The sequence below is a fragment of the Xanthomonas sp. LMC-A-07 genome, assembly GCF_030208825.1.
GTDB lineage: Bacteria > Pseudomonadota > Gammaproteobacteria > Xanthomonadales > Xanthomonadaceae > Xanthomonas > Xanthomonas campestris.
Window position 1 is genome coordinate 1 of the sequence record NZ_JARVTF010000007.1, and the last position, 13715, is coordinate 13715.

Genomic DNA, 13715 nt, shown 5'->3' on the forward strand with positions numbered 1-13715 from the left:
GGCTAGTGTGCCCGGAGACCTCTAACTATGGATGGATCAATTTTACGGGGAGTCGGCACTGCCACAGGTGGTGTTGTCCCGTCTGGGCCAGATCAAGACAGGTGCGTGTGGGACGAACATCGTGCCGGCACGCATGGACTATGTCGATTCGCTACAGCATCTTTAGTTGAGATGGACTTGTCTATTGAATACGTATGCGCGGATGAGCTCTGAGTCTGCTACGCCGCTACGCTTGTGCCCTTGATGGGCGTCTTTTCTGCCGCCCCCATTGGCCCGGGAGGGGCGTATATGTCGCAGACACCATGGTGGCGCGGGGCGGTCATCTATCAGATTTATCCGCGTAGTTTTCTTGATTCCAATGGGGATGGCGTAGGCGATCTGCCGGGCATCATTGCCAAGCTCGACTACATCGCCGGGCTGGGCGTGGATGCGATCTGGATTTCGCCGTTTTTCAAGTCGCCGATGGCCGATTTCGGCTATGACATCGCAGACTATCGCGCGGTGGACCCGTTGTTCGGGTCGTTGGCCGATTTCGATCGCCTGCTCGAAAAGGCACATGGCCTTGGGTTGAAGGTGATGATCGATCAGGTGCTGAGCCATACCTCGATCGCGCATGTGTGGTTTCAGGAGAGCCGACAGGATCGGAGCAACCCGAAGGCTGATTGGTACGTGTGGGCCGATCCGCGCGAGGATGGAACGCCGCCGAACAACTGGCTGTCGTTGTTTGGTGGGGTCGCATGGCAGTGGGAGCCGCGGCGTGAGCAGTACTACCTGCACAACTTTCTGGTGGACCAGCCCGATCTCAATTTCCATAACGCCGAGGTGCAGCAGGCCACGCTCGATAACGTGCGCTTTTGGCTCGATCGCGGCGTGGATGGGTTCCGCCTGGATGCGATCAATTTTTGCTTTCACGACGCGCAACTGCGCGATAACCCGGCCAAGCCGGCAGACAAGCGGGTGGGGCGCGGCTTTAGCGCGGACAATCCGTACGCCTACCAGTACCACTACTTCAACAACACGCAGCCGGAAAATTTGCCGTTTCTAGAGCGGCTGCGCGGGCTGTTGGACAGCTACCCGGGTGCGGTGAGCCTGGGCGAGATTTCGTCGGAAGATTCGCTGGCGACCACCGCCGAATACACCGCCAAGGGCCGCTTGCATATGGGCTACAGCTTCGAGCTGCTGGTGCAGGATTACAGCGCTGCCTACATCCGCGACACCGTGAGCCGGCTCGAAGCCACCATGTTGGAGGGCTGGCCATGCTGGGCCATTTCCAATCACGACGTAGTGCGCGCGGTAACGCGCTGGGGTGGCGCGCATGCGACGCCGGCGTTCGCGCGGATGGTGGTGGCGCTGCTGTGTTCGTTGCGTGGCTCGATTTGCTTGTATCAGGGCGAAGAGCTCGGGCTCAGTGAGGCAGAGGTGGCGTTCGAGGACCTGCAGGATCCGTATGGGATTACCTTCTGGCCGACCTTCAAGGGCCGCGATGGTTGCCGTACGCCGATGCCGTGGACCGACGCGCCATCTGCCGGATTCACCAGCGGCAAGCCGTGGCTTCCGTTGGGCGAGGCGCATCGCGCCCATGCGGTGAGTGTGCAGCAGGACGATCCGTTGTCGGTGTTGAGTGCGGTGCGTGCGTTTCTGGCTTGGCGCAAAACGATGCCGTCGCTGCGGGAGGGAACGATTACGTTCTACGACACGGCGGAGCCTGTGCTGATGTTCCGCCGCGAACATGTCGGCCAGGTAATGCTGTTGGCGTTCAATCTGTCCGCCGATCCTGCCGACCTGGCTTTGCCTGCAGGCGAGTGGGAGCAGGTCGATGTACCTGGTGTCGAGCTTGGGGCGATGGAGGGCGGACACCTAAGGCTGGCCGGGCATGCGGTCGTTGCTGCTGTCGGTCGTGGCTGAGTAAGCGCAGCTGAAACCTCTCGGCTTGGAGCAGCTATCAAAGCTACTGCACAGCCGCCAGGCGGGCGCGGCCGGTGCTCGGAATCGGCATGTACCGACGTACATTCCGGTTCCTCCGCACCGTCTGCACCCACCTGACGACTGCTCGCTACGTTTTGTTAGCCGCTCTTAGGCTTGAGAGGGTTTTGCAAGCGGGGCGACATTCTCTGCGATGCCGCTCTGTTTTTGTTGCACGCCGATCGTCTTGCGCGCTGGTAGGTCGGTCGATAATCGCTGCCGTGGCATTCCATCTCATTGTTGAGTGGCAGGCGTCATCAGGAATGGCTAGGTTTCTGAAGCGGCTTCCGATCCGTCAGCTGGCTTTGCTCGCGCGGTGTTATGGCCGGCGGCGACTCGGTACGGTTCTTCCTTAAAAACACGTTGCTGCCTTTGTGAGCGTGGTGCAAAGCGTATGTGTGCGGCGCGCGGTATGAAGCCGGTCTTATGCCGGGTGACTTTCGGTGTGTGGATTGTGCAGGTGTGTATGCGCTGCAAGTTGGCTTGCACGATTTCATGACGTTGATTTCGTTGCGAAGACTTTCAAAGAAAGACTCGCCGGTTTGATCTCCGCGGGTCTTTTTATGCGGGGCCGAAATAGAAATGTCGTTTCGGCGTGACACGTTTGATTGTCCGATCGTTGCTTGTTTCGTCAAAAGCAATGTCAATCGTGAGCGCTACTTTGCGATCTGCGGCGAAGTGGCTGTCCCATACCCTCACCCCAACCCCTCTCCCGGTGGGAGAGGGGCTTGTATTGCTGCGGCTTGTGATCGCTGCAGCTTGCGCTGTGTCGTTCGTCTTCCAATGCGGCCGGCGGATCTGGGCTGCGATACTCAGCCCAGATCGCGCTGGCGCTTCAGGCGCTTGGTCCCACGCACGTGATGCCAGCCACTCAGAACTTGTAGTTCACACCCAGCACGAAGGTGCGGCCCCATTCGATGTATTCCAGCGGGCGGTCCTTGGTTTCGGCGTAGGTGCGGTACGGCGAGTTGCTGAGGTTGCTGGCCTGCAGTAGCAGGGTCAGGCCGGCCAGACTGCTGGTGTCGGCAAAGTTGTAGCTGATCTGCGCGTCGGTGATGTTTTCGCCGACCACGTAGCGCAGTGTGCGGTTGCCGTTGAAGTTGCCGATCTCGCCGATGAAGTCCGAACGCCGGCGTTGGCTCACGCGTGCCTCGAAGCCCTTGTGCTCGTAATAGGCGGTGAGGTTGTACACGCGCTTGGAGAGGCCGGGCAGGCTGATGGCGCCGTCGCCCACGCTAGAGGCGCTTTCCGGGTCGCGGATCTGCACGTCGCTGTCGTTGAAGGTGGCGCTGGCCTGGATGCCGAAGCCTTCCAGCGGGGCGAACACCAGGTCCAGCGGCAGCGAGGCGGTGAGTTCCAGCCCGCGCAGGGTGCCGCCCTTGCCGTTGAACGGGGCGCTGAAGGTGCCGGTGGTCAGCACCGGTGCAGAGCCGGGCGGTGGCACGTAGCCGGCCACCAGTGCGGAGAAGTCGTAGTTGTCGCGGCTCTGGGTGTAGATGTAGCTCTTGAGGTCCTTGTAGAAGAAGGCGGCCGCTACATAGGCGCGGTCGGCGAAGTACTTCTCGTAGGAGATATCCAGCGCGTTGGCGCGCCACGGGTCGAGCATCGGGTTGCCGCCGCTGGCACCGGGCCGGCCGGTGGAGGTGTCGACGCCGAATTCCAGCGACGCACGCAGTTGGTCCACGCGCGGGCGGGCGACCTGCTTGGCCAATGCGAAGCGCAAGGTCTGCTCATACGGGAACTGGAACGCCAGGTTTAGGCTGGGCAGCCAGTCGCGGTAGGTCTTGCCGTCATCGATGGGCCGCACTTCGCTGCCGACCGGCTGCGAGGCATCCCAGTAATTGGCCTGCGAGGATTGATCGGCGCTCTGCAGCTGCACGCCGATATTGCCGCGCACGCCGACCACGCCCCACTCGGTGTCCAGGTTGGCGCGCAGCCAGGCGGTGGTGATCTTTTCTTCGACCGTCCAGGCCTTGGAGACCAGGAACGATGCGTCATCGCTGGGGTTGAACAGCATGTAGCGCGAGACCGCGGCCGGCACGTTCCAGGCGGGCAGGGCGCCGATGCCGGCAAAACCCAGATTGACCGGGGCGTACTGCAGGTCGGCAGCCACGGTGGCTTCGCCTTGCGCGCCGAGCGTGATGTTGCCTTCGGGCTGGGTCTTCTGCTTTTCGCGGTGCGCGTAGTTCACGCCCACGTCCAGATCGGAGAACCAGCTCAGTGCTTCGGGCATCGGGAAGCTGGCCTGCAGGCGCGCGCCCTTGAGCACGTCTTCCACCCGCGGCACCTTGCCGTAGCCGGAGCCATAGATGGTGTTGGTCAGGAACAGCGCATCGGGGTTGGAATAATTCAGGCCCGGGCTGAGTTGCGAGAAGCCATTGCCGTTCACCGCCACGCCAACGGTGTCCAGCTGCGGCATCGGCGCGAGCTGGAGATTGTTCTCCAGATTCAGTTCGTCGCGGGTGGCCTTGGAGTAGTTGAGATCGGCGACGATCTTGACCGCGCCCGCGGTGATCTCGTTGTTCCAGCCGAATGCGTCGATCTTGTCTTCGCGCTTGTTGTACATGCCGCGCACCAGCGGGTACACGCCGCTGGCGTTACCGCCGAGAAACGTGTTGCGGTCGTTGACACGCACTTCGGTGATGTTCAGGCCCGGCGTGTAACCGCCGTTGTAGTTGCTGAGGTTGAGCTCGAACTGATTGGCGGTATCGATCTGCTCGGCTTCGGTGTGGAAGGCATCCAGGGTGCTGGTCCAGGCGTTGGACGGGCGGTACTGCAGGGTCGCCATCACGCCATCGCGCTTCTGGTTGCCGGTGCGGCGCAACGCCTTGATGCCGTCGGAGAAATACACGCCGTCTGCGACGCCCGGGCGCTGCCGCTGGGCATTGACTTGCTGCCAAGGCTCGTACAGGCCGACCTGGTTTTCCTGGATCGGCATGTCGGTATGCGCGTAGCCGATGGTCAGGCCGATGGTGCGGTCGGCGAACTGGTCGATGTAGCTGACGTTGAAGCGGTTGCCGTACGGGTCCACGTTGGCGGCCTTGCCCATCGAATTGCGCTGGTAACGGCCACCGATGGCGATCACGCGCTCGTTGTAGCTGAGCGGGCGGGCGGTCTGCATGTCCACGGTACCCGACAGGCCCTGGCCAACCAGACCGGCGTCAGGCGTCTTGTACACGGTGACGCCGCTGACCAGTTCGGACGGGTATTGGTCGAACTCCACGCTGCGGTTGTCGCCGGTGCTGACCACTTCCCGGCCGTTGAGCAGGGTGGTGGAGAAATCCGGCGACAGGCCACGCACGCTGATCACCTGAGCGCGGCCGGCGACGCGCTGCGCGGCCAGGCCAGGCAGGCGCGCCAGTGATTCGGCAATGCTCACATCGGGCAGGCGGCCGATGTCTTCGGCCGAGATGGCTTCCACGATCGAGGTGGAATCACGCTTGACCGAAATGGCGCCTTCGATCGCGCGGCGCAGGCCGGTGACCTGCACCTTGTCCAATTCGGTCACTGCACCGGCGTTCTGCTCGGTGCTGGCGGGTGCGTCTGACGGGGCTGCCGTTTGTGCGGCGGCCAACGTCGGTGCCATGGCAACTGCCATGGCGATACTCAGCGCGGTGCGCTTGTGGTTCAACATTTTCCCCTCCCAGGTACATGTTGTTCTTCGGTGTTTTGATCCGGCAATTGCCTGGATGTGCTGCATCGCGCGCCAGGACGGCGATCACGCACTACGCGACTGCAACGTATGGTAGACACCGCGCTTGCACGCAAACGCGGCCTGCATACGTATTCAACGGCGATTATGCTGATGAAATCGATTCCACTGATGCGTCATCGAGTGACGAGTGCTTGCGCTGCGCTGCAGCGAAGGCTGCAGGTTGCAAACGCCGGCCAGCAAGGCACTTGGTGCAACCGATGGCAGCACTGCGCAGGCAAGGCACGCCCGCGCAGCAGCTGCATCAGCGTGCTGACTCCATCGGCAGGAAGCGAATCGCCTGGCCACCACCGGGTGCCAGCCGCAGTTCCAGCGTGTCGATGCTGCTGACTTGGCGTTCCTCGCGGATAAAGGCGAACGGGCTGTGCACGTAGTCGGCGTCATCGCCATCGCGGTAGATCTGCGCGCGATAGCGCACGCCCGGTTCCAGAAACCCCAGTGGCACCTGCAACAGGCGGCCATGTTCGTCGGTGATGCTGCCCAGGAACCAGTCGCGGCTATGCCGGTCCTTGCGCGCAATGGTGACGTAGTCGCCCACCTCGCCATTCAACGCGCGGGTCTGGTCCCAGTCCACGGCCACATCCTCAATGAAACGGAACGCATCGCGGTGCTGCAGATAATGCTCGGGCAGATCGGCCGCCATCTGGATCGGGCTGTAGAGCGTCACGTACAAAGCCAGCTGGCGTGCCAGCGTGCTGGGAATCGCCTGGCCATTGCGGCCTTTGAGGCTGACGATGCCGGGCGTGTAATCCATGGGCCCGGCGAGCAGGCGAGTGAACACCAGGTTCACTTCGTGTTCGGGTGGATTGGGTGGCTGGCCCCAGGCGTTGTATTCCATGCCACGCGCGCCTTCGCGCGAGATCCAGTTGGGATAGGTGCGGCGCAGGCCGGTGTCCTTGATCGGTTCGTGCGCATTGACTGCAAGGTGGCGCTCGGCCGCCTCCTGCACCACGTGCAGGTGATGGCGCGCCATCCACTGACCGTCGTGCCATTCGCGCAATGGCGTGCCACCGGCCGGATTGCGCCGCTCCACCTGGCCGTCGTCGCAGACATAGCCGGTCTTGACCGAATCCACGCCGAAACGGGCGTACAGATCCATCGCTTCGGCAATCTGATCTTCGTAATGGTCCACCGCACACCCCGTTTCATGATGGCCGATCAGATGCACGCCCTTGCCGGCGGCGTAGTGGCTCAACGCTGGCAGGTCGAAATCTGGCGTTGCTCTGGTGAAATCGAAGCTGCCGCCATTGCCAAACCACTCGCCGTCCCAGCCGGGATTCCAGCCTTCCACCAGCACACCGCGAAAGCCGTGTGCGGCGGCGAAGTCGATGTAGCGTTTGGTGGTGGCGGTAGTGGCCGCATGTTTCGGGCCGGTGGCCCAGGTCTGCTGGTTGAGATGCATCGACCACCACACGCCGACATATTTGGACGGTTTGACCCAGCTGACATCGCCCAGGGCGTTTGGTTCGTTGAGGTTGAGAATGAGGTTTGATTCGACCAGGCCGGTGGCCTGATCGGCAATCTGCAGTGTGCGCCATGGGGTATCGAAGGGCAGGGTGCGGCGCACCTTCCAGCCCTCGGCGGCGGGCGAGAGGTGGGCACGCAGCCGCTGCCCTTCGGTGCGGCGCAACCACATGCCGGCGTAGTCCACCAACGCGGCTTCGTGCAGCGCCACGTGCAGCCCGTTACGGCTGCGCAGCGTGAGCGGCGTATGCGCCAGCGCCACTTCGTTCAGTGGCGTGCGCTGATACAGGTATTCGTAGTGGATGGGCTCGCCGGCGGGAGTCCACCACGCCTCGGAAGGCTGCGCAATGGCGAACTCGGTGACTTCTTCGTCGATGATGGCTTCGCGCAGTCCGGCTTGCGCCGGGAAGTGATAGCGCAGGCCGAGCCCGTCGTCGTACACACGCACGATCACATCGAAGCGCCGTTGCGCGCCCTCGCGCTCGCCAAGGCTCACACGCAATTCGTTGTAGTGATTGCGCACCAGCCGGGTCTCGCCCCAGGGTTGTTCCCAGGTGTCATCGTGGCTGCTGCGCGCCTGCGACAGCACCTGCAGGCCGCGATCCAGGCGCCCATCGCGCAGCTGAAATCCCAGCCGCGAGCGCTCTACCACTGCTTCGCCCAGCCGCTGCACACGGTAGTATGGCGTGCCGCCATCCACTTCCACGGTCACCTGCAAAATCTTGCCGGGCGAGGCGACGTCGATCGCATCCTCGGCCTGGGCAGTGGCAGCGGCGCCGCCTAGTGTGGCGATCACCAACAGGCGCGCGATCCACGCGGCACCCAATGTCGAGCGTGCTCGACACGAAGACAGCGGCATATCCCCTCCCAAGGTCACCGTTGCACAAGCGCCGACTATGCCGCGCCGTTGCGTGCAGGCGTTGTGCTGCATGCGGCGTGTGGCCATGAATACGTATGCAGGGGTGCGGAACCGTGGAGTGCGGCACTACCATGTTGCCCACGGTACCTGGGAGGGGCCGCGGCCGTGGCAGGCACTGCCACGCATCACAACGCGTGCAACGAGGGAGGGAGGCCGACGGCGCAAGCTGTCTCGCCGCTTCGATGCTGAAGATGATCTGCATGGCAGCGACGCTGGGCGTCGCCGCAAGTTCGCCGGTAGCGGCCGATGAACTGGAGTTTCAAGGACGCCGGGCGCAAGCACAGGCTTTGGACGATGGTGGCTTTTTGTTGCGCTGGCCGCAGGGCGAACGCCGCATTCCTGCACAACCGATGCGCACCGGCACCGCCAGCCCGGTGTTCGATGGGTTGTTCGCGCTGGCGCAACAGGAACTGGCCGACGACCGCGTGGAGGCGATCCGCGATCCCGCTTTCAATCACGGCAAGCCGGTGGCCTGCGCGTGCTTTGAAACCGGCGAGCGCTGGCCGTATGTGTGGACGCGCGATGTGAGCTTTGCCGCCGATCTCGCGCTGGCGCGGCTGGAACCGGAGCGCACCCGCACCTCGCTGCGATTCAAGCTGTCGCAGGCGCGCGATGGACGCACGCCGGGCCTGTTTGTTGCGCAGGACACCGGCTCCGGTGGCAGTTGGCCGATCAGCAGCGACCGCGTGGTGTGGTTTCTGGCCGCACGCGGCTTGCTCGATGATCGCGCGTTTGCCGACGAAGTCTGGGCCGCGTTGCAAGCCACCGTGGCACAGGACCGCGATGCGGTCTTCGATGCCGATCTGGGTCTGTATCGCGGCGAAACCTCGTTCCTGGACTGGCGCGAGCAGACCTATCCTGCATGGACGCGCGAGGATGTGCGCTTCATCGCCGAATCCTTCGCGCTGTCCACCAACGTGCTGCATTACCAGGCCCTGCGCCTGGCCGAGCAGCTGGCGCGGCAGCGTGGCGATGCGCGCGCCAGCGAATATGAGCGCTGGGCCGCGCAACTACGGCAGGCCATCGATACACGTTTCTGGGACGCAACACAGCAGCAGTACGTCAGCTATCTTGGCAGTGCGGCGCACCCGGTGCGCTACGCCAAGGTGGACATGCTGGGGCTGTCGCTGGGCGTGCTGGCCGATGTATTTCCCCCCGAGCGCGCGCGTGAGGCGATGCGCCGCTATCCGGCCGTGGCCGGTGGCACGCCCGTGGTGTGGCCGCAGGAACGCATGCAGCCGATCTATCACAACCGTGCGGTGTGGCCGTTTGTCAGTGCCTATGCGCTGCGCGCCGCACGCACGCTCGACAACGCGCCGCGGATTGCACTCGAACTGGAATCGCTGATGCGCGGAAGCGCGTTGGCCGGTTCCAATATGGAAAACTACGAGATGCAGTCGCTCGCCGTGCATGTGGAGGAGGGACCACGCAGCGGCCCGGTGGTCAATTCGCCACGGCAGCTGTGGTCGGTGGCCGGGTACCTGTCGGCGGTGCTGGAAGGTGTATTCGGCGTTGCCGCCGATGGCAGTGTGACGCCCAAGCTGCCGCGTTCGCTGGTGCCGCTATTGTTCGGCGACCGCACCCAGATCGTGCTTGAACAGGGGGCGCGGCGCTACGTGTTGGTACGCCCCGAAGGCCGCGATGCTGACAGCGATCTGCTGGTAGCCGGGCGCATCGAACATCAAGGGCAGACCACGCGTGTGCAACTGGTTGGCCGTGCCGCGGAGATGCAGGCACCACCGCGACCCGCCCAGGTATTCGCGCCGGAAATGCCGCCTGCGCCGCATGTTCAACCGCATGGCGATGGCCTGCGCGTTGCCATTCCCACTGGCACCACGCTGTATCTGGATGGCCGCGCGGTAGAGGCCAGCACACGGTTTGACCTGAGCGACGACGGCCTGCTGCACGACCTCAGCCTGACCCGTCGCGCTGACGGTCTGGAGTCACTGCATAGCCCCACGGTCACCGTTGGCCCGATGCAGGCGCTGCCCGGCGCTGCGGCGTGGACGTGGCAACCCGCACGTGCCGGGCGTCACCGCATCGCACTGCGGTATCGCAATGACAACGGCCCGATCAATACCGGCGTCACCGCGGCGGTGAAACGGCTGCGGCTGGAGTGCCCGGGCCATCCGCCGCAGACCCGCACCATCGTGATGCCGCACAGCGTGGGTGAGCAGGTGTCCGCGCACGTGGTGTTCGATATGCCGGCACTGCAGCGCTGTACGCTGCGTCTGGAGGAAGGCTTCAACATGAGCGCACTTGCGCATTTTGCCGCGTACAACGGCGGGCGCGGCGGTGAGGATGGTGTGCGGAATCAAGCCACGGTGAGCGCCTTGTTGGTCGGGCCGGTCGCCGCGGTGGGGGCGGTGCCATGAAGGCCAAGCCAACGCTGAGTTTCTGGCAGATCTGGAACATGTGTTTTGGATTCCTCGGCATCCAGTTCGGCTTTGCGCTGCAAAACGCCAATGCCAGCCGCATCTTCCAGACGCTGGGCGCGCAGGTCGACGATGTGCCCGGGCTGTGGATTGCCGCGCCGCTGACCGGGCTGATCGTGCAGCCCATCATTGGCTATCTCTCCGACCGCACCTGGACCGGCTGGGGCCGCCGCCGGCCGTACTTCATGATCGGTGCGGTGTTCACCACGCTGGCGTTGCTGGTGATGCCCAACGCGCCGGTGCTGTGGATCGCAGCCGGCACGCTGTGGGTGCTGGATGCGTCCATCAACATCTCGATGGAGCCATTCCGCGCCTTGGTCGGTGACCAACTGCCGGCCGAGCAACGCCCTAGCGGCTACGCGATGCAGAGCTTTTTCATTGGCGTCGGCGCGATCGTGGCGAGCTTTCTGCCCTGGCTGCTGACGCGCTGGGGCGTGGACAACACTGCACCTGCCGGCGAGCTGCCCGACAGCGTGCGCTACGCGTTCTATCTAGGTGCGGCGGTGTTGTTCCTGTCGATCGGCTGGACGGTGCTGCGCACGCGCGAATACAGCCCAGGTGAGCTGGCGGCATTTGAACCGGCGCCGGCACCGGGCGCCGCGCAACTGGCCGCCACCGATCAACCCAGGCTGCAGGCCAGCATGCTGTGGTGTCTGGGCGGGTTGCTGCTGGCCGCTGCCATCGCCTGGCAGCACGGCGATCGCATGTTGTACGTGCTGGCGGGCCTGTGCGTCGCGTACGGCGCACTGCTGGCGTTGGCGCGCGTGCTGCCGCGTGGCGGCATGTTGGTGGCGATCATGCACGATCTGCGCCACATGCCGCAGACGATGCGGCGCCTGGCCTGGGTGCAGTTCTTTTCGTGGTTTGCGCTGTTTGCGATGTGGATCTACACCACCGCGGCAGTGACGCAGGTGCATTTCGGCGCGGGCGATACCGTGTCGGCCGCCTACAACGACGGGGCGAACTGGGTGGGTGTGTTGTTCGGCGCCTACAACGGCTTTGCCGCGCTCGCCGCCATCGTCATCCCGCTGATGGTGCGTGCGATCGGGCTGCGCTGGAGCCACCTGTGCAACCTGTGGCTGGGTGCGGCGGGGTTGTTGTCGATGCTGTTCATCCGCGACCCGCACTGGCTGCTGTTGTCGATGCTGGGCGTCGGTTTTGCCTGGGCCTCGATCCTGTCCTTGCCCTATGCGCTGCTCTCCGACAGCGTACCCGTCGCCAAGATGGGCGTGTACATGGGCATCTTCAATTTCTTTATCGTGATTCCGCAATTGGTTGCCGCCAGCGCCCTGGGCTTCCTGCTCCGCGTGTGGTTGGGCGGGCAACCGATCTACGCGCTGGCGATCGGCGGCTTAAGCCTGATCGTGGCCGGTGTGTGCGTGGTGCGGGTCCCCGTCGCCCAGGGAGGGCAATGATGCGCAGCGTCTTGATGGCAGCCATGCTGCTTTGGTCGGGAGCAGCCTGCGCTGCGCCTGCACCCGGTGATTACTACGGCACCCTGGAACCGTTCGCCGCCGATGCGGTGTATTTCGTGGTCACCGATCGCTTCGTCAACGGCGACACGGGCAACGATCATCGCGACCAGGGCGGCGCACATCGCAGCTTCGACGTGCCCACACCGTGCGACGGCGGCGTGGGCGACAACATCGGTTACCTCGGCGGCGACTTCAAGGGCATCGTCGATCATGCCGGCTACATTCGCGGCCTCGGCTTTGGCGCGGTGTGGATCACCCCGATCGTCGACAACCCGGACGAAGCGTTCACCGGTGGCAAGCCCATCACCTGCGAGAGCACGCTCAGCGATCACGGCAAGACCGGTTATCACGGCTATTGGGGCGTCAATTTTTACAGGCTCGACGAACATCTCCCCAGCCCTGGCCTGGATTTCGCCGGCTTTGCCCGCGCCATGCACGCCAATGACCTGAAGGTGGTGCTGGATATCGTCGGCAACCACGGCTCGCCCGCCTACAGCATGCCGGTGGCGCAGCCCGGGTTTGGCAAGCTCTACGACGCACAGGGCCGCATGGTTGCCGATCATCAGAACCTCGCACCCGCACAGCTAGACCCGGCGCACAACCCGTTGCACGCCTTCTACAACACCGGCGGCGGCCTGGCGGAATTGTCGGACCTCAACGAAAACAACCCGGCCGTGCTGGACTATCTGGCTGGCGCCTACCTGCAATGGATGGAGCAGGGCGCCGATGCGTTTCGCATCGACACCATCGGCTGGATGCCAGACCGCTTCTGGCATGCCTTCGTGGCGCGGATCCGCGAGAAACGCCCTGGCTTTTTCATGTTTGGCGAAGCCTTCGATTACGACCCGGCCAAGATCGCCGGCCACACCTGGGCGCGCAACGCCGGCGTCAGCGTGCTGGACTTTCCGCTCAAACAGCAGCTATCCGCCGTGTTCGGCCACACCCAGGCCGGCTTCGAACAACTCGCCACGCCGCTGTATCTGCGCAAAGGCCCGTACGCCAACCCGTACGAGTTGATGAGCTTCTACGACAACCACGACATGGCGCGCCTGGATGCCAGCGATACCGGCTTCATCGATGCGCACAATTGGTTGTTCACCGCGCGCGGCATTCCGGTGATCTATTACGGCTCGGAAACCGGCTTCATGCGCGGGCGCGCCGAACACGCGGGTAATCGCAATTATTTTGGCGAAGAGCGCGTCCGCAACGCACCGCAGAGCCCGATCTTCGGCCCGCTGCAGCGCATCGCGACCTTGCGGCGTAATACCCTGGCCCTGCAGCGCGGCGTGCAGGTGGATCTGCAGTTGCGCGGCAACCAGGCTGCGTTCCTGCGCGTTTACCAGCATGCGGGCATGACGCAGACCGCGTTGGTCTTGCTCAACAAGGGCGACGCGGCGGCGGATATTGCGGTGTCCCGCTTGCTGCAGCCCGGCAGCTGGCGCGACGCCTTCAATGGCGAGCAGGTGCAGGTGCAAGGTCGCTTGACGCTGCAGGTGCCGGCGCATGGCGTACGCGTGCTGCTGTCGGATGCGCCGGTGACCGACGCCGCGCTACGCAAGCAGCTGGACGCGCAGATAGCAGACCAGGCCGCGCGCGATGCACGCAACAAGTAGGAGCGCGCCAGCGCGCGATGCGGCGTTATCGGTGACGCCTCATCGCGCACAAGTGCGCTCCTACAACGCAGTGAGTCGGCCGCGTTAGAACGTCAGCACGCCGCGAGCAACAACCAACGGCGATTCATCCGATCG

The 13715-nt window shown here is 64.0% G+C and carries 6 protein-coding genes and 1 other RNA gene; 5 read left to right on the plus strand and 2 right to left on the minus strand.

Going from position 1 to position 13715, the window contains the following annotated elements; all coding sequences use genetic code 11:
- Positions 1–288: 288 nt before the first annotated feature.
- The gene (locus tag QRM89_RS07015) at positions 289–1905 is read left to right on the plus strand and encodes an alpha-glucosidase (RefSeq protein WP_285447641.1); all 1617 of its coding nucleotides are present in this window, start codon (positions 289–291) and stop codon (positions 1903–1905) included.
- An 89-nt stretch (positions 1906–1994) separates the two neighbouring features.
- A non-coding RNA gene (locus tag QRM89_RS07020) (sX9 sRNA) lies at positions 1995–2069 on the plus strand.
- A gap of 764 nt (positions 2070–2833) precedes the next feature.
- Here the strand turns inward: QRM89_RS07020 and QRM89_RS07025 are convergent.
- Positions 2834–5596: a TonB-dependent receptor gene (locus tag QRM89_RS07025; RefSeq protein WP_285447642.1), complete on the minus strand. Its 2763-nt coding sequence runs from the start codon at positions 5594–5596 to the stop codon at positions 2834–2836.
- A gap of 322 nt (positions 5597–5918) precedes the next feature.
- Positions 5919–7997: a glycoside hydrolase family 97 protein gene (locus QRM89_RS07030; protein WP_285447643.1), complete on the minus strand. Its 2079-nt coding sequence runs from the start codon at positions 7995–7997 to the stop codon at positions 5919–5921.
- A 242-nt stretch (positions 7998–8239) separates the two neighbouring features.
- Between QRM89_RS07030 and QRM89_RS07035 the strand changes: the two genes are divergently transcribed.
- From QRM89_RS07035 to QRM89_RS07045, 3 genes are read left to right on the plus strand one after another with little or no spacing between them, the layout of a single operon-like run.
- A complete protein-coding gene (locus QRM89_RS07035) occupies positions 8240–10432 on the plus strand; it encodes a Six-hairpin glycosidase-like protein (RefSeq protein ID WP_285447644.1) in 2193 nt (730 codons plus the stop codon).
- Positions 10429–11907 (plus strand): MFS transporter, encoded by a 1479-nt coding sequence (locus QRM89_RS07040; protein WP_285447645.1) that lies wholly within the window; start codon positions 10429–10431, stop codon positions 11905–11907. Before QRM89_RS07035 ends, QRM89_RS07040 begins: the two co-directional genes overlap by 4 nt.
- Positions 11907–13580, plus strand: a complete 1674-nt coding sequence (locus QRM89_RS07045; protein ID WP_285447646.1) for an alpha-amylase family glycosyl hydrolase — start codon at positions 11907–11909, stop codon at positions 13578–13580. The genes QRM89_RS07040 and QRM89_RS07045 overlap by 1 nt, the downstream gene beginning before the upstream one ends.
- Positions 13581–13715: the final 135 nt, after the last annotated feature.